Source organism: Limnohabitans sp. (assembly GCF_038134685.1).
Classification (GTDB): domain Bacteria; phylum Pseudomonadota; class Gammaproteobacteria; order Burkholderiales; family Burkholderiaceae_C; genus Limnohabitans_A.
Map to the genome: position 1 here is coordinate 90,423 of NZ_JAYPVP010000003.1, position 20,619 is coordinate 111,041.

20 protein-coding genes are annotated in these 20,619 nt (G+C 61.8%); 14 read left to right on the forward strand and 6 right to left on the reverse strand.

Features of this window, described 5'->3' with window-relative positions:
* Positions 1 to 2 precede the first annotated feature (2 nt).
* From AAFM15_RS02265 to AAFM15_RS02280, 4 genes are read left to right on the forward strand one after another with little or no spacing between them, the layout of a single operon-like run.
* Entirely contained in the window at positions 3 to 2,585 is a 2,583-nt protein-coding gene (locus tag AAFM15_RS02265; protein WP_341685073.1) for a circularly permuted type 2 ATP-grasp protein, read from the forward strand.
* A gap of 2 nt (positions 2,586 to 2,587) precedes the next feature.
* Positions 2,588 to 3,076, forward strand: a complete 489-nt coding sequence (locus AAFM15_RS02270; RefSeq protein WP_341685074.1) for a transglutaminase N-terminal domain-containing protein — start codon at positions 2,588 to 2,590, stop codon at positions 3,074 to 3,076.
* Between the two features lie 18 nt (positions 3,077 to 3,094).
* Positions 3,095 to 3,541 carry a transglutaminase family protein gene (locus AAFM15_RS02275; RefSeq protein ID WP_341685131.1) on the forward strand — a complete coding sequence of 149 codons (447 nt, stop codon included), beginning with the start codon at positions 3,095 to 3,097 and terminating at the stop codon, positions 3,539 to 3,541.
* Positions 3,519 to 3,974, forward strand: a complete 456-nt coding sequence (locus AAFM15_RS02280) for a RidA family protein (RefSeq protein WP_341685075.1) — start codon at positions 3,519 to 3,521, stop codon at positions 3,972 to 3,974. The genes AAFM15_RS02275 and AAFM15_RS02280 overlap by 23 nt, the downstream gene beginning before the upstream one ends.
* Positions 3,975 to 4,078: 104 nt before the next feature.
* On the opposite strand, the gene parC is transcribed toward AAFM15_RS02280, so the two are convergent.
* Both parC and AAFM15_RS02290 read right to left on the reverse strand, forming a co-directional pair.
* Positions 4,079 to 6,442, reverse strand: coding sequence for a DNA topoisomerase IV subunit A (gene parC / locus AAFM15_RS02285; RefSeq protein ID WP_341685076.1), 2,364 nt, complete (start codon positions 6,440 to 6,442; stop codon positions 4,079 to 4,081).
* Between the two features lie 86 nt (positions 6,443 to 6,528).
* Positions 6,529 to 8,493, reverse strand: a complete 1,965-nt coding sequence (locus tag AAFM15_RS02290) for a DNA topoisomerase IV subunit B (protein ID WP_341685077.1) — start codon at positions 8,491 to 8,493, stop codon at positions 6,529 to 6,531.
* A gap of 110 nt (positions 8,494 to 8,603) precedes the next feature.
* Here AAFM15_RS02290 and AAFM15_RS02295 point away from each other — a divergent pair, with 110 nt between their 5' ends.
* From AAFM15_RS02295 to bamC, 5 genes are read left to right on the forward strand one after another with little or no spacing between them, the layout of a single operon-like run.
* Entirely contained in the window at positions 8,604 to 9,812 is a 1,209-nt protein-coding gene (locus AAFM15_RS02295; protein ID WP_341685078.1) for an MFS transporter, read from the forward strand.
* A 3-nt stretch (positions 9,813 to 9,815) separates the two neighbouring features.
* Positions 9,816 to 9,947, forward strand: a complete 132-nt coding sequence (locus AAFM15_RS02300) for a hypothetical protein (protein WP_341685079.1) — start codon at positions 9,816 to 9,818, stop codon at positions 9,945 to 9,947.
* Between the two features lie 8 nt (positions 9,948 to 9,955).
* Positions 9,956 to 10,489: a class I SAM-dependent methyltransferase gene (locus AAFM15_RS02305; RefSeq protein ID WP_341685080.1), complete on the forward strand. Its 534-nt coding sequence runs from the start codon at positions 9,956 to 9,958 to the stop codon at positions 10,487 to 10,489.
* 42 nt (positions 10,490 to 10,531) lie between these two features.
* Positions 10,532 to 11,428: a 4-hydroxy-tetrahydrodipicolinate synthase gene (gene dapA, locus AAFM15_RS02310; RefSeq protein WP_341685081.1), complete on the forward strand. Its 897-nt coding sequence runs from the start codon at positions 10,532 to 10,534 to the stop codon at positions 11,426 to 11,428.
* Positions 11,429 to 11,451: 23 nt separating this feature from the next.
* The gene (gene bamC, locus AAFM15_RS02315; protein WP_341685082.1) at positions 11,452 to 12,549 is read left to right on the forward strand and encodes an outer membrane protein assembly factor BamC; all 1,098 of its coding nucleotides are present in this window, start codon (positions 11,452 to 11,454) and stop codon (positions 12,547 to 12,549) included.
* 97 nt (positions 12,550 to 12,646) lie between these two features.
* On the opposite strand, the gene AAFM15_RS02320 is transcribed toward bamC, so the two are convergent.
* Together AAFM15_RS02320 and AAFM15_RS02325 are read right to left on the reverse strand one after the other, a co-directional pair.
* Positions 12,647 to 12,850, reverse strand: a complete 204-nt coding sequence (locus AAFM15_RS02320; RefSeq protein ID WP_341685083.1) for a hypothetical protein — start codon at positions 12,848 to 12,850, stop codon at positions 12,647 to 12,649.
* Positions 12,851 to 13,023: 173 nt separating this feature from the next.
* On the reverse strand, positions 13,024 to 14,139 hold the full coding sequence (locus AAFM15_RS02325; RefSeq protein WP_341685084.1) for a cupin domain-containing protein: 1,116 nt from the start codon (positions 14,137 to 14,139) through the stop codon (positions 13,024 to 13,026).
* Positions 14,140 to 14,181: 42 nt separating this feature from the next.
* Between AAFM15_RS02325 and AAFM15_RS02330 the strand changes: the two genes are divergently transcribed.
* Positions 14,182 to 14,715 (forward strand): peptidylprolyl isomerase, encoded by a 534-nt coding sequence (locus AAFM15_RS02330; RefSeq protein ID WP_341685085.1) that lies wholly within the window; start codon positions 14,182 to 14,184, stop codon positions 14,713 to 14,715.
* Positions 14,716 to 14,718: 3 nt separating this feature from the next.
* On the opposite strand, the gene dut is transcribed toward AAFM15_RS02330, so the two are convergent.
* Together dut and coaBC are read right to left on the reverse strand one after the other, a co-directional pair.
* Positions 14,719 to 15,168 carry a dUTP diphosphatase gene (gene dut / locus AAFM15_RS02335; RefSeq protein ID WP_341685086.1) on the reverse strand — a complete coding sequence of 150 codons (450 nt, stop codon included), beginning with the start codon at positions 15,166 to 15,168 and terminating at the stop codon, positions 14,719 to 14,721.
* 5 nt (positions 15,169 to 15,173) lie between these two features.
* Positions 15,174 to 16,397: a bifunctional phosphopantothenoylcysteine decarboxylase/phosphopantothenate--cysteine ligase CoaBC gene (coaBC, locus tag AAFM15_RS02340; RefSeq protein WP_341685087.1), complete on the reverse strand. Its 1,224-nt coding sequence runs from the start codon at positions 16,395 to 16,397 to the stop codon at positions 15,174 to 15,176.
* Between the two features lie 77 nt (positions 16,398 to 16,474).
* Here coaBC and AAFM15_RS02345 point away from each other — a divergent pair, with 77 nt between their 5' ends.
* The 4 genes from AAFM15_RS02345 to eno are packed head-to-tail and all read left to right on the forward strand — an operon-like array spanning position 16,475 to position 20,609.
* Positions 16,475 to 18,139, forward strand: coding sequence for a CTP synthase (locus AAFM15_RS02345; RefSeq protein WP_341685088.1), 1,665 nt, complete (start codon positions 16,475 to 16,477; stop codon positions 18,137 to 18,139).
* 11 nt (positions 18,140 to 18,150) lie between these two features.
* Positions 18,151 to 19,005, forward strand: a complete 855-nt coding sequence (gene kdsA / locus AAFM15_RS02350; RefSeq protein ID WP_341685089.1) for a 3-deoxy-8-phosphooctulonate synthase — start codon at positions 18,151 to 18,153, stop codon at positions 19,003 to 19,005.
* Positions 19,002 to 19,289 carry a DUF1330 domain-containing protein gene (locus tag AAFM15_RS02355; RefSeq protein ID WP_341685090.1) on the forward strand — a complete coding sequence of 96 codons (288 nt, stop codon included), beginning with the start codon at positions 19,002 to 19,004 and terminating at the stop codon, positions 19,287 to 19,289. The genes kdsA and AAFM15_RS02355 overlap by 4 nt, the downstream gene beginning before the upstream one ends.
* A gap of 33 nt (positions 19,290 to 19,322) precedes the next feature.
* Positions 19,323 to 20,609 (forward strand): phosphopyruvate hydratase, encoded by a 1,287-nt coding sequence (eno, locus tag AAFM15_RS02360; protein WP_341685091.1) that lies wholly within the window; start codon positions 19,323 to 19,325, stop codon positions 20,607 to 20,609.
* Positions 20,610 to 20,619 lie beyond the last annotated feature (10 nt).

The window sequence follows — 20,619 nt, forward strand, 5'->3', positions numbered from 1 at the left end:
ACATGTCTGACACCCCACGTCCGTTCGAGCACACGCAGGAGCCGCCAGAGCTCATGAGCTGGCTGCAACTGCACGCCCCTGCCGCCCCCGATGGGCATTGGGACGAGTTGCGCGGCCAGCTTGAGCGTGGCAGCAGCAGTGCCGAACTGGACGCTGGGTGGGCTGCCTTTGTGCAACACCTGGGGCCCCAGGGGCTGGCCAGCTTGAGCCCGCGCATGCAGGAATTACAGCGCCAGGTGCGCGACAACGGCATCACCTACAACGTGTATGCACACAGCGAAAAGCCGCAACGGCCTTGGTCGCTGGATCTGTTTCCACTCATCATTTCGCCCACACACTGGCAGCAAATCGAGCGCGGCGTGCTCCAGCGCATGCGCCTGCTTGAACACATCATGGCCGACGCTTACGGCCCGCAAACCCTGGTGGCCAGCGGTCAGTTGCCTGCTGCGTTGGTGCAAGGGCATCCGGGCTACTTGCCCGCCATGCATGGTTGCCCGCCTGTGGGTGGGCGTTACCTGAGCATGGCCGCCTTTGACCTCGCTCGCGGGCCGGACGGCCTGTGGTGGCTGCTGTCGCAACGTACGCAAGCCCCCTCCGGCTTGGGCTACCTGCTGGAAAACCGGCTCATCATCTCCCGTTTGTTCACGCAAGGGTTTGAGCATTTGTCAGTGCAGCGCCTGGCCAGTACCTATCAAGCCCTGGTCAATGGCCTCAAAGCCCGCTGTCCTCTGCCTGCAGGCGAGACACCACACATTGCGCTGCTCACACCCGGCCCCTACAACGAAACCTATTTCGAGCACGCCTATCTGGCCCGCTACCTGGGCCTGAGCCTGGTGCAGGCTGATGACCTGACCGTGCGCAGCGATGGCCTGTACCTCAAAACCGTGCAAGGTCTGCAACGCGTGCACGGTTTGCTCAAACGCGTGGACGACGCCTGGCTGGACCCACTTGAGCTGCGCTCGGATTCCAGCCTGGGCGTGCCCGGCCTGCTGCAGGCTGTGCGCCTGGGCCAGGTCTTGCTGGCCAACACGCCCGGCTCGGGTTTTCTGGAGTCCAACGCCCTGCTTGGCTTCATGCCGGCGCTGGCCAAAAACCTGCTCGACGAAGAGCTGGTGCTGCCCGCCATACCCAGCTGGTGGTGTGGCGAAGCTGCAGCTTTGCCAGAGGCGCTGGCTCAGCTGCCAGAAGGCTTGATCAAGCCCACCTACCCGCAAGATGGTCAGCGCCCCAGCTTCGAGCCACGCCCAGGCCGCGGCATGGACCAGCGCGAGCGCGATGAATGGGCAGGCCGCATTTTGCGCATGCCCGAGGCGCACACGGTCCAGTCCTGGTTGCCGTTGTCGCATCTGCCCGTCTGGAACCCCAAAGCCGAAGCGCCAGGCGCGGTGGAAACGCGGCCGGTGGTGCTGCGCGTGTTTGTGGTGGTGGACGAACAAGGCCAATGGCAAGTGCTTCCCGGCGGTTTGGCCCGGCTGGGCTCGCACGAAGGCATCGCCTCCATGCAACGCGGCGGCAGCAGTGCCGATGTATGGGTGCAAGCGCCCTCACGTGAAGACGTGCACCCCTTAAGCCTGCTGGCCGATGAGGTCAAACCGAGGCCCGTGCAACGCCTGGTCACCAGCCGCGCGGCCGAAAACCTGTTCTGGCTGGGACGTTATTCCGAACGCACCGAAAACACCTTGGCCCTGTCTCGCCTGTCGCTGGAGCTGCTCATCAGCGAGCACCAAAGCCACCCGCGCCTGCTCAAGTGGCTCAATGCCCTGACGCGGCGGCATGGTCTGGTGCGCAGCGCCTCTCCCAGTGCCAGCCAGTCGCACCGAGTGTTTGAACGCTCCATCGTGGCGGGGCTGTGGGACACTGAACACACCACGGGTGTGGGCTACAACCTGCGCAGCATGCTGGGGGCCGCCACCTCGGTGCGCGAGCGCCTGTCGCCCGAACATTGGCACATGTTGCAAGACACCGAGCAACGATTCTTTGCAGCCGCACCTGCTGTGTCTTCACGCTTGGCTGACACAGCGCAGTCCCAACGCACCCTGACCGATTTGAGCCAGCGCATGGCTGCCATCACGGGCTTTCAGACCGACCGCATGAGCCGCGACGATGGTTGGCGCATGCTATCGCTGGGTCGGCACATCGAGCGGCTGGACTTTTTGAGCCACGCCCTCTCGCAAGCCTGGCAGCACGAACTGTTGCGCGACCAGGCTGGTTTTGACGCCGTGCTGCACCTGTTTGACAGCACCATCAGCTTTCATGCCCAGTACCAGCAAGCCCGCACCCCCTGGGCCTTGCTGGATTTACTGGTGCTCAACACCGACAACCCGCGCTCGCTGGCCTGGGTGGTGCACACGCTACGCTCGCGGCTCAAGCGACTGCAACATCTGGCAGGTGGCGCCACACTGTCGCTGGCTTCGCGCATTCCCGCACTCGAACCCGAAACGGTGTACCCCTTACTGGATGCGTCACCGCAAGCCATGCTGGACTGGTTTGCCCAGTGGCCCGATTGCGCGCGCAGCATGGCCGAAGGTTTGAGCGCCCTGTTCTTCACCCACAGCCAGCAAGGCTTGCACAGCGTGGGAGCCTGAACATGCAGCTGCGCATTCTTCATGACACGCTCTACACCTACACCACACCTGTGGAGAACGCACAGCATGTGGCGCACTTACAGCCCAGCAGCAGTGCGACGCAAACCGTGCACAGCTTTGCCCTGAGCATTGACCCCGAACCCACTGCGCTACACACGCACACCGATGCCTTTGGCAACGTCATGAGCCACTGGACGTTGCACCAGGCCCACCAACGCTTGCACGTACGCGCCAACAGTCAGATCCATACGCAAGTGCTGTCTGCGCCAGAGCCTGCAAGCCTTCTGGCCAACTGGGAAAGCGTGCGCGAGCAGTTTCGCTACCGAGCCGGTCAGAGTACGGACCTGAACAGCCAGTTTGTATTTGCCTCGCATCATGCCCCGATTGACGAAGCTTTTGCGCAGTTCGCACGCCCTGCCTTTGCGACGGAAATTAGCATGGTGGAGGCGGCCATCAGATTGATGAAAAGAATTTACAAAGGGTTCACTTAAGCCAGTCAGAGCACCGACATCCACACCCCTGCCCTGCAAGCGCTGCAGCAACGACGTGGTGTGTGCCAGGACTTTGCACATATCCTGATCGCTTGTTTGCGCAGCCTGGGGCTGCCCGCGCGCTACGTCAGCGGCTACCTGCTCACCCACCCGCCAGAAGGCAAGGAGCGTCTGGTGGGCAGCGACGCGTCACACGCCTGGGCTGCGGTCTATGTGCCTGCCGCACGCGCACACGCCAGTGGCGGCTGGCTGCATCTGGACCCCACCAACAACCGCTGGGGCTGGGGCAGCCCCGGCGAGGACTATGTGCAAGTGGCGCATGGCCGGGACTTTGCAGACGTCTCGCCCCTGCGCGGCATTTTGCAAGGTGGTGCCTCACACAGCTTGCAAGTCGGCGTTACAGTGGAGCCTTTGGAACAGATTGATCCCGAGGAATCCACTCATGAGCGTTTACAAACAACTTGAACAACTGAACATCCAGCTGCCCCCCGTATCCGTACCGGCAGCGGCTTACGTGCCTTTCGTGCAAACCGGCAATCTGGTGTTTTTGTCCGGCCACATTGCCAAGAAAGACGGCAAACCCTGGGTCGGCCAGCTGGGTAAAACCATGAGCACCGAAGAAGGCCAGCAAGCTGCTCGCGCCATCGCTATTGACCTGATGGGCACGCTGCATGCAGCAGTGGGCGACCTCAACAAGATCAAACGCATCGTCAAGGTCATGAGCCTGGTCAACTCGACCGGTGACTTTACCGAGCAACACCTGGTCACCAACGGTTGCAGCGAGCTGCTGGGTCAAGTGTTTGGTGCCGCTGGCGCACACGCCCGCAGCGCATTTGGCGTGGCCCAGATTCCGCTGGGCGCGTGCGTTGAAATCGAGCTGATTGTCGAGCTGGCCTGATCTCTCCCCACAAGTCGTGGTCAAACTTGTGGACAACTGCATGAATAAGCGCTGCAAACCTGATGCCTCAAGGCTTGCAGCGCAGTGCTCATAAAACAGGCAACTTACTCAACCCGTGAAATTTTGTTGGGTTTAAAGCCCAGATCCGCCACTTTGCCCTTTTTCGCGCGGCTGACCTTGGCGTTGTTGAGGCTGCGGATTTCGAGGGTTTCCTCGCGCTCCTTGCCGCCGCGGCCAATACCCTCGATCTTGATGCTGCGCGTGTAGGCCGCTGCGCCAGCGAGGGTGTCTTTGGCCTCGAGGTCGATGAGCATCAAGCCGCGACCACCCTTTTCCATCAGCTTGAGTTCGCTGATTTCGAAGGTCAGGATGCGACCTCCCGTGCTGGCGCAGGCGACGCTGGTGGCTGCAGGCAGCGCGGGCTTGTCAGCGCTGACCGTCGCACTGGAGCCGCTGACATGTGAGGGGGCGCACACGGTTTCGCCCTCGCCGAGGCTGATGAAGCTCTTGCCGCCCTTGTTGCGCGAGACCAGGCCTTCGACTGTGGCCAGAAAGCCGTAGCCGCCCGATCCCGACAGCAGCAGCGTGGCGCTCAGAGGCCCGGCAAAGTAATGGGCAGGTTGGGTGCCGCTCTCCAGATCAATCAGTGTGGTGATGGGCTGGCCATCGCCTCGTGCACCGGGCAACGCGGCCACGGGCACGCTGTACACGCGACCATTGGTTCCAAACACAATCATCTGGTCTACGGTGCGGCATTCGAAAGTGCCGTATAAACCGTCGCCTGCCTTGAAGGCGAAGCTGCTGGCCTCATGCCCATGGCCGGTACGCGCACGCACCCAGCCCTTCTGGCTGATCACCACGGTGACCGGCTCGTCCACCACCTTGACCTCGGCCACGGCTTTTTTCTCTTCCTGAATCAGGGTGCGGCGGGCGTCGGCAAAGGTCTTGGCGTCCTGCTCGATCTCCTTGACCATCAGGCGGCGCAGCGCGGCGGGGCTGCCCAGGATTTCTTCGAGCTTGGCCTGTTCGCCGCGCAGCTCCGACAGCTCCTGCTCGATCTTGATCGCTTCCAGACGCGCAAGCTGGCGCAGACGGATTTCCAGAATGTCTTCGGCCTGACGGTCCGAGAGCTTGAAGCGTTCGATCAGCGCGGCCTTGGGCTCGTCCGAGTTGCGGATGATGTGGATCACCTCGTCGATGTTGAGCAGCACCAGCTGCCGGCCTTCGAGGATGTGGATGCGGTCCAGTACCTTGGCCAGCCGGTGCTGGCTGCGGCGGGTGATGGTGGTCTGACGGAAGCTGATCCACTCGGACAGGATCTGGCGCAGCGACTTTTGCACCGGCTTGCCATCGATGCCCACCATGGTGAGGTTGATCGGCGCCGAAGTTTCCAGGCTGGTGTGCGCCAGCAGCGCGGTGATGAGTTCCTGCTGTTCGATCTTGCTGGTCTTGGGCTCGAACACCAGACGCACCGGCGCATCCTTGCTCGACTCGTCGCGCACGACATCCAGCACCGCCAATATGCTGGCCTTGAGCAGTTGCTGGTCCTGCGTAAGCGCCTTCTTACCGGCCTTGACCTTGGGGTTGGTCAGCTCCTCGATTTCTTCGAGGACCTTCTGGCTGCTGACGCCCGGCGGCAACTCGGTCACCACCAGCTGCCACTGGCCACGCGCCAGGTCTTCGATCTTCCAGCGCGCCCGCACCTTCAGGCTGCCGCGTCCTGTGCGGTACGCATCGGCAATGTCGCTGGCCGGACTGATGATCTGCCCGCCGCCGCAGTAGTCTGGACCGGGAATGATGGCGAGCAGCTCTTCGTCGCTGAGCTTGTCGTTCCTGACCAGCGCCACGCAGGCGTCGGCCACTTCGCGCAGGTTGTGGCTGGGGATCTCGGTGGCCAGGCCCACGGCAATGCCGCTCGCGCCATTGAGCAGCGTGAAGGGCAAGCGGGCAGGCAGCTGGCTGGGCTCTTCGGTGGAGCCGTCGTAGTTGGGTACGAAGTCCACCGTGCCCATGTCGATTTCGTCGAGCAACAAGCTGGTGATGCGCGACAGCCGCGCCTCGGTGTAACGCATGGCGGCTGCGCCATCGCCGTCACGCGAGCCAAAGTTGCCCTGCCCGTCGATCAGCGGGTAGCGCTGCGAAAAATCCTGCGCCATGCGCACCAGCGCGTCGTACGCGGCTGTGTCGCCGTGTGGGTGGTAACGGCCCAGCACATCGCCCACCACGCGGGCGCTCTTGACTGGCTTGGCGGCCGTGGCCCGGTTGGGACCACTGTAGCCCAGACCCATGCGGTCCATCGAGTAAAGAATGCGTCGCTGCACCGGCTTTTGGCCGTCGCACACATCGGGCAAGGCGCGGCCCTTGACGACGCTCAAAGCGTATTCGAGATAGGCGCGCTGCGCGTAAGCACCCAAGTGGTCGCCCTCGGGCGAAGCAACGGGTTCGGGAGTCAACAGATCAGTGGTCATGGAGCCATTCAAAGAAGTAAGCCGTCATGGCAAGCGCAGCGCAGCCATCTACAGATCGGGTCGTACCTCGCGATGACAGCAAAATTTCAGACGTCAATTTCAATGGAGTCACCGTGCAATTCCATCAACTCGCGGCGGGCGGCGGCTTCGCCTTTGCCCATGAGCTGGGTCATGAGGTTTTCGGTGGCGGCCAGGTCCAAGGGGCCCAGTTCAACCGGCAGCAGGCGGCGGGTATCTGGGTTGAGCGTGGTTTCCCACAGCTGCTCGGCACTCATCTCGCCCAGGCCCTTGAAGCGGCTGATGCTCCACTTGCCCTCGGCCACGCCGTCCTTGCGCAGTTTGTCCAGAATGGCCGTCAGCTCACCTTCGTCGAGCGCGTACATCTTGGTCGCCGGTTTTTTGCCACGCGCCGGGGCGTCCACGCGGAACAGCGGCGGGCGTGCCACATACACATGGCCTGCATCGATCAGCTTGGGGAAATGGCGGAAGAACAGCGTCAGCAGCAGCACCTGAATGTGCGAGCCGTCTACGTCGGCGTCCGACAGGATGCAGATCTTGCCGTAGCGCAGACCGCTCAGGTCCGGCGTGTCATGGGGCCCGTGCGGGTCCACACCAATGGCCACCGAGATGTCGTGGATTTCGGTGTTGGCAAACAGGCGGTCGCGCTCGACCTCCCAGGTGTTGAGCACCTTGCCGCGCAGCGGCAGAATGGCCTGACACTCCTTGTCGCGGCCCATCTTGGCGCTGCCCCCGGCGGAATCGCCCTCGACCAGAAACACCTCGTTGTGGCTGATGTCGCGGCTCTCGCAATCCGTGAGTTTGCCAGGCAGCACCGCCACGCCCGAGCTCTTGCGCTTTTCGACCTTCTGACCGGCGCGCTGGCGCGTCTGCGCGGCCTTGATGGCCAGTTCAGCCAGCTTTTTGCCATAGTCCACATGTTGGTTGAGCCAGAGCTCGAGCGCCGGGCGCACAAAGCTCGACACCAGCCGCACCGCGTCGCGCGAATTCAAGCGCTCCTTGACCTGACCCTGGAACTGCGGATCCAGCACCTTGGCGCTCAGCACATAGCTGGCGCGGGCAAACACGTCTTCGGGCAGCAGCTTGACGCCCTTGGGCAGCAGGCTGTGCAGTTCAATGAAGCTCTTGACGGCGTTGAACAGGCCGTCGCGCAGGCCGCTGTCGTGCGTGCCACCCGCGGGCGTCGGAATCAGATTGACGTAGCTCTCGCGCACCGGCGCACCCTCTTCGGTGAAAGCCACGGCCCAGGCCGCGCCCTCGCCTTCGGCAAAACTGTCGTGGCTCTTGTCGGCATAGCCCTCGCCGGCAAACATCGGGATCACCGGGTCCGCACTCAGGGTCTGGCCCAGGTAGTCGCCCAGGCCGCCCTTGTATTGCCAGTTTTGCGTTTCTTTGTTTTTCTCGTTGACCAGCGTGACGCTCACGCCGGGCATCAGCACCGCCTTGCTGCGCAGCAGGTGCACCAGCTCGCCCATGGGCAGCGCAGGCGAATCAAAGTATTTGGCATCGGGCCAGACGCGCACCGTGGTGCCCTGCCTGCGGTCGCCCGCCTGTTGGGCACGCGCCACCAGTGGTTCGACCACATCGCCGCCCGAGAACACCAGCGTGGCCACCTGGCCTTCGCGGTGGCTGGTGGCTTCGAGCCGCTTGGCCAGCGCATTCGTCACGCTCACGCCCACGCCGTGCAGGCCGCCCGAGAAGCTGTAAGCACCGCCCGAGCCCTTGTCGAACTTGCCGCCCGCGTGCAGGCGGGTGAAGACCAGCTCGATGACCGGCGCTTTTTCTTCAGGGTGCAGGCCAAACGGGATGCCGCGACCATCGTCCTCGACGCTGACCGAGCCATCGCCGTGCAGCGTGACCTTGATCTTTTTGCCATAGCCCGCCAGCGCTTCGTCGGCAGCGTTGTCCAGTACTTCCTGGATGATGTGCAGAGGGTTGTCGGTGCGGGTGTACATGCCCGGCCGCTGCTTGACCGGTTCCAGGCCCTTGAGGACCCGGATAGAACCTTCGGAGTATTCGCTTTGTGTTGCCATGGCGGCGATTGTAGTGGGAACAAGCAGCAATAACTGGATAAATACACAGCTCCAAATTCGAGTCCGGCTCGCGACCGCAAAGTGGTGCGGCTTTAGGTACAGTCTCGGGCATGCAACACAAACCGCTTTCCCTTGCGCAGGTGCTGGCCTGCGGCGCTGCCATCGTCACTTTGTCCATGGGCATCCGCCACGGCTTTGGCCTGTGGCTGCAACCCATTACCCAGGCCCAGAACTGGGGCCGCGAAGACTTTGCACTGGCCATGGCGATACAAAACCTGTCCTGGGGCTTTTTCGGTATCTTTGCCGGCATGCTGGCTGACCGATTTGGTGCTTTCCGCGTCATCGCCGTGGGTGCGGCTTGCTACGCACTGGGCCTCGTCGGCATGGCACAGGCCAGCGAGGTGCTGCCCTTCATCGTCTCCACCGGTGTATTGATTGGTCTGGCGCAGTCGGGCACCACCTACGCCGTGGTCTATGGCGTGATTGGCCGCAACGTCCCGCCCGAGCGTCGCTCCTGGGCCATGGGCGTGGCCGCAGCCGCGGGCTCTTTTGGTCAGTTCCTGATGGTCCCCACAGAAGGCATGCTGATCAGCCAGTTCGGTTGGCAAGAAGCCTTGCTGATTCTGGCCGCCGCCGCCTTGATCATGGCCCCACTGGCTTTGGGCCTTCGCGAGCCAGCGCTGGGGCTGGCCAGTGCACACCGTGAACAAACCATCACCCAAGCCCTGCGCGAAGCCTTTGGCTACCGCAGCTTCCAGCTGCTGATGGCCGGTTACTTTGTGTGCGGCTTTCAGGTGGTGTTCATTGGCGTGCACATGCCCAGCTACCTCAAGGACCATGGTCTGGCCCCTCAAGTGGCCAGCTTTGCGCTGGCCTTGATTGGCTTGTTCAATGTCTTTGGCACCTACGCTGCTGGCGCGCTGGGCCAGAAGCTGGCCAAGAAAAAAATCCTGGCTTTCATCTACTTTGCCAGATCGGTGTGCATTGTGCTGTTCCTGCTGGCCCCGCTCACGCCCACCAGCGTGTACCTGTTCTCTGCCGTCATGGGACTGTTGTGGCTATCCACTGTCCCCCCCACCACCGCTGCAGTGGCACAGATCTTTGGCGTAGCCCATCTGTCCATGCTGGGTGGCTTTGTTTTCTTCAGCCACCAGATCGGTTCTTTCATGGGCGTGTGGCTCGGCGGTTATCTGTATGACAAAACCGGCAGCTACGACATCGTCTGGTACCTGGCCATTGCCCTGGGCGTGTTCGCCGCGCTGGTCAACCTGCCGGTCAACGAGTCGGCGATTCGCCGCCCGCAACTGAAAGCGGCCTGAGCCATGCGCGACCTTTTCTGGCGCAAGGCATGGGTCTGGGCAGGCATCGTGCTGGCCCTGTTACTGGTGTCCTTGCTGTACTTGCGCCCGGACTTTGTGATTTCCATGGCCGACCAGTTGTGGGCCTGTTTCTGAACACGGCAATGCACCACTCCACCACACCATCGCCCTGGATCGAACGCTGGAGCCACCTGCTACCCCCAAACAGCCAGGTTCTGGATCTGGCCTGCGGGCACGGTCGTCATATGCAGTTTCTCCAGCAACTTGGCCACACCGTTTTGGGCGTGGACCGCGACGCTGCAGCCCTGCAAACCGCCAGTGCATACGGCCCAGTGCTGCAAGCGGATGTGGAAAAAAACCCCTGGCCCTTGACCCAAAAGTTCGATGCTGTGGTCGTCACCAATTACCTGTGGCGCCCGTTATGGCCGTCCTTGCTGGGCAGCCTCAAGCCCGATGGTGTGCTGCTGTACGAAACCTTTGCAGAAGGGAACGAAACCGTGGGTCGTCCGGCCCGACCCGAGTTCCTGCTACGCCGTGGCGAGTTGCTTGAAGTGTGCGCTGGCCTGCATGTGGTGGCGTTTGAGCAGGGTTTTGCATCCAATCCAGACCGTTATGTGCAACGCATTGTCGCCATCGCCAGCCAGGAAAACGCGCCTTGGCCCCTGGCGACTCGCTAGAATGGTATTTTCAGATTCACCGAGCCTGTACTAGAGCCCGACATGACCCAAGCTTCCCTTTCCCTCAAAGGCAGCATTCCTGCCCTGATCACCCCCATGCAAGACAACGGCAGCGTGGACTACGCAGCCCTTCGAAAACTCATCGACTGGCATGTCGCGGAAGGCACCGATGCCCTGGTGATCGTTGGCACCTCGGGCGAGTCGCCCACGGTCAACGTGGAGGAACACCGCGAGATCCTGCGCGTCTCGGTCGAACAAGCAGCCAAGCGCATCCCCATCATTGCCGGCTGTGGCGCCAACTCCACTTCTGAAGCCATTGCTCTGGCCAAGTACGCCGAATCCATTGGCGCTGACGCCCAGCTGCAGGTGGTTCCCTACTACAACAAGCCCACGCAAGAGGGCCTGTTCCAGCATTTCAAGGCCATTGCCGAAGCCACGCCCAAACTGCCCGTGGTGCTCTACAACGTGCCAGGTCGTACCGTGGCCGATCTGCAGCACGACACCGTGGTGCGCCTGTCCAAAGTGCCTGGCATCATCGGCATCAAGGAAGCCACCGGCAACCTCGAGCGCGCCCAATGGCTCATTCGCGACCTGCCCAGGAGCTTTGCCGTCTTCTCGGGCGACGACCCCACAGCCGTGGCGCTGATCCTGATGGGCGGCGCTGGCAACATCAGCGTGACGGCCAACATTGCCCCTCGCAAAATGCACGAGCTGTGCGTAGCCGCTGCGCGCGGTGACATCACCACCGCCATGAAGCTGCAGTTTGAACTGATGCCGGTGCACAAAGCCCTCTTTGTGGAAGCCAACCCCATCCCGGTCAAATGGGCCGCTGCACGCATGGGCCTGTGTGGCTCGGCCATTCGCCTGCCGTTGACCGAACTGTCCGAAGGACAGCGCCCAGTGGTGGAAGCAGCACTCAAAGCTGCCAACCTGCTCTGAACCCCTTTGAGGAAGCTTCGCGCATGAACGCAACATCCACCCCGCGCCTGATTCTGGCCCTGACCCTGACGGGCACCTTAGGGGCCTGCTCTGTTCTGGAAGAAGGCAAAGTCGATTACAAAAGCGCCAAACCTGCCAGCAGCCTGGAAGTGCCTCCAGACCTGACGCAGCTGACCAAGGATTCGCGCTATGTGCTGCAAAGCACATCGGCTACTGCTTCGGGCTTCATGAGCGCCGCAGCACAAGTCAAGGATGCTGGCACCGCCGCCAACAGCATGGGCGATGTCAGCATGCAGCGAAACGGGCAGCAGCGCTACCTGGTGGTACAGCGCCCAGCGGACAAGCTGTGGGAACCCCTGCGCAAGTTCTGGAGCGACAACGGCTTCGTGTTGACCACAGACGCTCCCGATATCGGCATCATGGAAACCGACTGGGCAGAGAATCGTGCCAAACTGCCCCAGGATTTCATCCGCAAGACCCTGGGCAAGGTGTTGGACTCGCTGTACTCCACCGGCGAACGTGACCGCTTCCGCACCCGTGTCGAGCGCACAGCCAAAGGCGTGGAAATTTACGTCACCCATCGCCGCATGGTCGAAGAATACGCAGACCAGCAAAAAGAACGCACGATCTGGATGCCCGGCGCCAACGATCCGGAACTGGAAATTGAATTTCTGCGCCGCCTGATGGTCCAGCTGGGTGCAACGCCAGAACAAGCCAAAGCAGCTTCAACAGCGGGTCAAGCCGCTACCGCCCCTGCCAGCGCACAAGTGAGTGTGCAACAAGGTCAGCCTGGTATTGTCCTGACCGATGATCTGGAGCGAACCTGGCGCCGCGTGGGTGTGGCCCTGGACCGCACCGGTTTCACAGTAGAAGACCGCGACCGCCAAAAAGGCATTTACTTTGTGCGTTATGTCTCTGGTACAGGGCAAGAACAACCCGGCTTCTTTGCCCGTATGTTCGGCAGCAAAAAGTCTGAAGGTCCTGTGCTGAACAAGTACCGCATTGCTGTGTCCGCACAAGGCACGGGCAGCCTGGTGCAGGTGCTCAACGAGCAAGGCCAGCCTGAGTCAGCGGACAACGCTACCAAGATCCTCAAACTTCTGGCGCCCGAGATTCGCTGATATCCAGACAATCTCCCCAAAGAAAAAGCCCGCCAATTGGCGGGCTTTTTCTTGGCTGAAGTGCCGATGCAAAGCACCGGCATTCAACGACGAAGAATTACTTCTTCTCGCCTTCAGCAGCTGCGGGAGCAGCAGGAGCGGCTGCAGGGGCAGCAGCAGGAGCGGCGGCATCAGCAGCAGGAGCGGCTGCGGGGGCAGCAGCAGGAGCGGGAGCAGCAGGAGCAGCGGCTTCTTCTTTTTTGCCACAAGCAGCCAGAGCAGCAGCAGCGATCAGGGTAGCCAGAACGAGAGATTTTTTCATTTTGAGGTCCTTGAAAGGATGTAAAACAATTTCCGGAAATTGCCCGAGGCTTTCACCCCGGTTTGAGCATGCGGCATTGCGGTGCCTCATGTTCAGACGCGATTCTAGCGGCATTAAGGGCAAACCCGTAGCCTCTCCTAGGGCTTTGGTTACAGAAATTTACGTCTGCACATTTACAAGGTTTTGAGCCATCCGTTATCGGCCCAATCCTGCAATGCCGCTTGCGCATCAGGACTGAGTTTGGCCACCTTGTCGGCCCCCAGTTGGCGCTGGTCTGCCAACTGACGCAGCAGTCGTCCATCGGCACCACCTACGCGAAAACTGTCCCCATTGATGTAGATCTGGCGCTTGTCGTACATCATGCGGGTGCGACGATCGAGGGCCACGCCCTGGCTGACATCAAAGCCTTCGCCATCAAACCACACGCCCGACTTGGCCTGGGTCATGTACTCGCCCAGCAGGGTTTGCAGCCATTGCGGCTGATTGACCAGCTTGCGAACGGCCTGCGCCGCAAAGTCCTGCAGCTGAGCAGGCATGGCCGCCGGCTGGGTGACCGCAACTTGTTTGGGGTCGCGGTACATGGCCTCACCCACCAGATCGGCCGCCTCCTGCGCAAGACCGGACACCAGCTCGGCGGCCAACTCGGCTTCGTTGGGCGAACGAAACCCGATCGACCAGGTCATGCACTCGCCCTCGGCAATGCCGTCGTGCGCCCACTTCGGGGGCAGGTACAGCATGTCGCCAGGCTCCAACACGAACTCTTCTTCGGGCACAAAGTTGTCCAGAATCTTGAGCGGCACACCCTCCTGCAAGCTCAGGTCTTTCTGGCGACCAATGCGCCAGCGGCGCTTGCCGTGGGCCTGCAACAGGAACACGTCGTAACTGTCAAAGTGCGGGCCCACGCCGCCGCCATCGGTGGCGTAGCTGATCATCAAATCGTCCAGACGTGCGTCGGGCACAAATCGAAACTGCTGCAGCAAATCGTGCGCACGGTCGTCGTGCAAGTCCACGCCCTGCACCAGAAACGTCCACTTCTTCTGTGTAAACGGCGGCAAGCTGCGGCGCGCCAAGGGACCATGCTTGAGGCTCCAGCCTTTCGCACCATGCACGATCAAGCGCGACTCCACATCTTCGCGCGCAGCCATCTCCACCAGATCCTTGCGGCTCAAAAAGGCCTGAAAACCGGGGATGGCCTGACGGATCAACAAAGGCTTTTTGTGCCAATAGGTTTTCATGAAACGCTCGGGCGAGAGACCGCCCAGCAAGGTCAAAGGCTGCTGGATATCCATAGGTGCGCTTTCAGAGGCAAGACAAACTGCGACAATTGTCGTATGGAAATCAAATCACCTTGCGTGGTCGCACTGACCTGGACCCTGATGGACACCTTGGGCGAGACCCTGGACGTCCTCGACGAACCCGTGGAGTTTTTGGTCGGCGGCGCCGACCTGCTGCCCAAAATCGAAGAAGCCCTGCAGGGCCATGCCGCAGGTGCCAAACTCGACCTGCACCTGGAACCCGAAGACGCTTTTGGCGACTTCAACGACCAACTCATCTTTCTGGAACCGCGCTTGCTGTTCCCCGCCGAAGTCGAAGAAGGCCTGACCATCGAAGGCACCGCCCTGCCCCAAGGCTGCAACCCTGACGCCCCGCGCAACGTGCTCTACACCATTGCCCAGCTCTATCCCGACCATGTGGTGCTGGACGGCAACCACCCCTTGGCAGGCATTGCGCTGCGCCTGCGCGTTCAGGTGGCCTCTGTGCGCGAAGCCACAGTGGACGAAGTGGGCCGCGGCACTTGCGGCACGGGTTTCTTCAAAATCGAAGTGGGCGAAGAATCGTCCTCAGACGGCCACACCCTGCACTGAGATTTACTGCTTGCCGGTTGAACCGTAACCGCCTGCTCCACGTTCGGTCACATCGCCAAAGTCTTCCACAACATTGAAACGTGCCTGCACCACAGGCACGATGACCATCTGTGCAATACGCTCCATCGGCTCAATGGTGAAGCTCACATCGCTGCGGTTCCAGCAACTCACCATCAGCTGGCCCTGGTAGTCGCTGTCAATCAGGCCCACCAAGTTACCCAGCACAATGCCATGCTTGTGGCCCAGACCTGAGCGCGGCAGCAGCATGGCGGCGTAGCCAGGGTCCTTGAGGTGAATGGCAATGCCCGTGGGCACCAGCTGCCAGGCATTGGGGGCCAGCGTCAAAGGCGCATCCAGACAAGCGCGCAGGTCCAACCCGGCGCTGCCAGGCGTGGCGTATTGGGGCAATTGGTCGCGCATGCGCGCATCCAGAATTTTGACGTCGAGTTCCATGTGTCTCAGGCTTTCAGCGCGCCCAGTCGGCGGGCAATATCTTCAATGAGTTGAGTGGCCAGCACTTGTTTGCTGGCATGCGGCAATTCGCGAGCGCCTTGCGCATCCACCAAGAGCAAGGCGTTGTCGTCCTGGCCAAACGTAGCCGGGCCGATGTTGCCCACCAGCAGCGGCACGCCTTTGCGCTCGCGTTTGGCGGTGGCATGCGCCAGCAAGTCGTGGCTTTCGGCGGCAAAGCCCACGCAAAACAGCTCCCCCGCCTGCGCACGCGGCGATTTCGCCACCGTGGCCAGAATGTCCGGGTTCTCCACAAATCCCAGTTGCGGCGTCTGACCCGAACCGTCTTTCTTGATCTTCTGGTCAGCCGAGGTAGCCGGGCGCCAGTCGGCCACGGCTGCGGTCGAAATGAAGACCTGGGCAGCGCCAACGTTCTGCTCGACCGCCTGCAGCATGTCTCGCGCCGAGCGCACATCCACACGGCGCACGCCTCGGGGCGTGGGCAGGCTCACCGGGCCGGCCACCAGCGTGACATGGGCGCCGGCCATGTGGGCGGCTCGGGCAATCGCAAAGCCCATTTTGCCGCTGGAGAGGTTGGTGATGCCGCGCACCGGGTCAATGGCTTCGTAGGTCGGCCCCGCCGTGACCAGCAACTGCCGGCCTGCCAGCACTTTGGGTGTGAAGAACGCTTCCAGGTCCTCCAGAATCTCGTCGGCTTCGAGCATGCGCCCATCACCCGTTTCGCCGCAAGCCTGGTCGCCCTGCCCGACATCCAGCATATGCACGCCGTCAACACGCAGCTGCGCGACATTGCGCTGCGTGGCCGGATTGGCCCACATTTCGCGGTTCATGGCCGGCGCCACGATCAAGGGAACCTGGTCAATGGGGCGCGCCAGGCACATCAGGCTGAGCAGATCGTCTGCACGTCCGTGTAGCAGCTTGGCCATGAAATCAGCACTTGCCGGCGCCACCACAATCGCATCAGCCTCACGGCTCAGGTTGATGTGTGCCATGTTGTTGCCCTCACGGGCATCCCACTGTGAGGTGTAAACCGGTCGGCCCGACAAGGCCTGCAGGGTCACGGCGGTCATGAAATGCTCGGCCGCCTCGGTCATCACCACCTGCACCGTCACCCCGGCCTTGACCAGGGCGCGGCACAGCTCGGCCGATTTGTACGCCGCAATGCCGCCCGACAAGCCCAAAACAATGTGTTTTCCAGCCAATGTGCTCATGCGTGCGAATGTAGCAGACCTGACTGTCTATAATCACGATTTCCACCTACCGGGAGCGCAAGACTCCCGTTCTGGACATGACCAAATTCGTCTTCGTCACTGGCGGCGTGGTGTCTTCCCTGGGCAAGGGCATCGCTTCCGCATCCTTGGCCGCGATCCTCGAATCGCGCGGCCTCAAAGTCACCCTCATCAAGCTCGACCCCTACCTCAACGTCGACCCCGGCACCATGAGCCCGTTCCAGCACGGCGAAGTGTTCGTGACCGATGACGGCGCCGAGACCGACCTGGATCTGGGCCACTACGAGCGCTTCATCAACACCCGGATGAAGAAGGCCAACAACTTCACCACCGGACAGATTTACAAGAGCGTGCTCGAAAAAGAGCGCCGTGGCGACTACCTGGGCAAGACCGTGCAGGTCATCCCCCATGTCACCAACGAAATCCAGGACTTCGTCAAGCGCGGCGCCGGTTTTGACACGCCCGAAGCCGTGGACGTAGCCATCGTCGAGATCGGTGGCACTGTGGGCGACATCGAGTCCCTGCCGTTTTTGGAAGCCGTGCGCCAGCTCAGCCTGCGCCTGGGGCCCAATAACGCCGCCTTTGTGCACCTGACCTACCTGCCCTGGATCGCCACGGCTGGCGAGCTCAAGACCAAGCCCACCCAGCACACGGTGCAAAAACTGCGCGAAATCGGCATCCAGCCCGACGCCCTGCTGTGCCGTGCCGACCGCCTCATTCCGGATGAAGAGCGCGAAAAAATCTCTCTCTTCACCAACGTGCAAGGCTGGGGCGTGATCTCCATGCCCGACGTGGACACCATCTACAAAGTGCCGCGCGTGCTTCACGAGCAGGGCCTGGACGGCCTGATCTGCGACAAGCTGCGCCTGAACACGCCGCCCGCCAACCTCAAGCGCTGGGACGATCTGGTCTACGAAACCGAGCACCCGCAAGGCGAAGTCACGATTGCCATGGTGGGCAAGTACGTTGAGCTGACCGACAGCTACAAATCGGTCAACGAAGCGCTCAAGCACGCGGGCCTGCGCAACCATGTGCGCGTCAAGATCGAGCACCTGGACTCCGAAACCATCAGCAACGCCACACAAGCGCAGTTGGCCAAGTACGACGGCATCCTGGTGCCCGGCGGCTTTGGCAAGCGCGGCGTCGAAGGCAAGATCCTCACGGCCCAGTTCGCCCGCGAAAACAAGCTGCCCTATTTAGGCATTTGCCTGGGCATGCAAGTGGCTACGATCGAATACGCACGCCACAAAGCGGGTATGAAGAACGCCAACTCCACCGAGTTCGAGCCCGAAACCCCCTACCCCGTGATCGCCCTGATCAACGAGTGGAAGGACGCCGACGGCTCCATCCAGAAGCGCGATGCCAACTCCGACCTGGGTGGCACCATGCGCCTGGGCGCGCAAAGCTCGGACGTGGCCAAGGGTACGCTGGCGCACCAGATCTACGGTGACGTGGTCACCGAGCGCCATCGCCACCGCTACGAGGCCAACGTCAATTACCTGGACAAGCTGCGTGCGGCCGGTCTGGTGATTTCGGCGCTGACCCAGCGCGAGCAGCTGACCGAAATTGTGGAGCTGCCGCAGGACGTGCACCCCTGGTACGTGGGCGTGCAGTTCCACCCCGAGTTCAAGTCCACCCCCTGGGACGGCCACCCGCTGTTCAACGCCTTCATCAAGGCGGCTGTTGAACGTCAGGGCAAGGGCAAGCAGCTCAAAGCGGCCTGAAGGAGATCGTCATGCAACTGTGCGGATTTGAAGTCGGACTGGACAAACCCTTTTTTCTGATCGCGGGTACCTGCTCGATCGAAGGCTTGGAAATGTCCATGGAAGTCGCTGGCCGCCTCAAGGAGGCTTGCGAACCCTTGGGCATTCCCCTGATCTACAAAGGCTCGTTCGACAAGGCCAACCGCTCGTCCGGCAACACCAAGCGTGGCGTAGGCATCGACGCTGGCCTGAAGATCCTGGCCGAGGTGCGCAAGCAACTGGGCCTGCCAATCCTGACCGATGTGCACGACGAATCCCAGGTGGCCGAAGTCGCCAGCGTGGTCGATGTACTGCAGACTCCCGCCTTTTTGTGCCGCCAGACGGACTTCATCCGCGCCGTGGCCAAATCGGGCAAGCCGGTCAACATCAAGAAGGGCCAGTTCCTCGCCCCCTGGGACATGAAGAATGTGATCGACAAAGCCCGCGATGCTGCCCGCGAAGCCGGCCTGTCTGAAGACCGCTTCCTGGCCTGCGAACGCGGCGTGAGCTTTGGCTACAACAACCTGGTGGCTGACATGACCAGTCTGGCCGAAATGCGCAAGAGCGGTGCCCCGGTGGTGTTTGACGTGACGCACTCGGTGCAGAAACCCGGAGGCCAGGGCACCAGCAGCGGCGGTGCCCGCGAAATGGTGCCTGTGCTGGCCCGTGCAGGCGTGGCCGTGGGTGTGGCTGGCCTGTTCATGGAAACCCATCCGCGCCCGGCCGAGGCCTGGTCTGACGGTCCCAACGCTGTGCCACTGGGCAAGATGAAGGCCCTGCTCGAAACCCTGGTGCAACTCGATTCCGTCACCAAAAAGAATCCCTTGCTGGAAGAAAATTTCCAATGACTGCGTACATCATTGCCGACGTCACCGTCACAGACGCCGAAAAAATGGCCAACTACCGCGAGTGGTCCACCAAAGCCATGCAGGAACACGGCGCACAAGTTCTGGTGCGTGGCGGTGCCTTTGAAGTGCTGGAAGGCCCCTGGACACCCAGTCGCCTGGTGTTGCTGGCGTTTGAGTCAATGGACAAAGCCAAGGCGTTTTACAACAGCCAAACCTACACCCATGCACGCAGCCTGCGCGAAGGCGCTGGCGTGATGCGCATGGTGGTGGTTGAAGGCGTTTAAGTTTCAATTTTTCAACATTCAAGAGAGTCATACATGAGTGCAATCGTTGATATCGTCGGCCGCGAAATCCTGGACAGCCGAGGCAACCCCACCGTCGAATGTGACGTGTTGCTGGAGTCCGGCGTGATGGGCCGCGCCGCCGTGCCGTCTGGCGCCTCCACCGGCAGCCGCGAAGCCATCGAACTGCGTGACGGCGACAAGAGCCGTTACCTGGGCAAGGGCGTGCTCAAGGCCGTCGAGCACATCAACACCGAAATCTCCGAAGCCGTGCTGGGCCTGGACGCCTCCGAGCAAGCCTTCCTGGACAAGACCCTGATCGACCTGGACGGCACCGACAACAAGAGCCGCCTGGGCGCCAACGCGATGCTGGCCGTGTCCATGGCCGTGGCCCGTGCCGCTGCCGAAGAAGCTGGCCTGCCCCTGTACCGCTATTTCGGCGGCATGGCTGGCAAAGAACTGCCCGTGCCGATGATGAACATCATCAACGGTGGCGCCCACGCCAACAACTCGCTCGACCTGCAAGAGCTGATGATCATCCCCGTGGGTGCACCGTCTTTCCGCGAAGCCCTGCGTTGGGGCGCGGAAGTCTTCCACGCGCTCAAAGCCATCCTGCACGACAAGCACATCAGCACCGCCGTGGGCGACGAAGGTGGGTTTGCCCCCAGCGTCGAAAACCACGAAGCTGCGCTGCAACTGATCCTGCAAGCCATCGACAAAGCCGGTTACACCGCTGGCGAGCAGATCGCCCTGGGCCTGGACTGCGCCGCCAGCGAGTTCTACAAGGATGGCAAGTACGTTTTGGAAGGCGAAGGCGGCATTGCCCTCACCGCCGAGCAGTGGACCGACATGCTGGCCACCTGGGTCGACAAGTACCCCATCATCTCCATCGAAGACGGCATGGCCGAGGGCGACTGGGACGGCTGGAAGCACATCACCGAAAAGCTCGGTGACAAGGTGCAGCTGGTGGGTGACGACCTGTTCGTGACCAACACCAAGATCCTCAAGGAAGGCATCGACAAGGGCATTGCCAACTCGATCCTCATCAAGATCAACCAGATCGGCACCCTGACCGAAACCTTTGAAGCCATCGAAATGGCCAAGCGCGCGGGCTACACCGCCGTCATCAGCCACCGCTCGGGCGAGACCGAAGACTCGACCATCGCCGACATCGCCGTGGGCCTGAACGCCGGCCAGATCAAGACCGGCTCGCTCAGCCGCTCGGACCGCATGGCCAAGTACAACCAGCTGCTGCGCATTGAAGAAGACCTGGGCGATGTGGCCGTGTACCCCGGCCGCGCCGCGTTTTACAACCTTCGGTAAGTCCTGACCG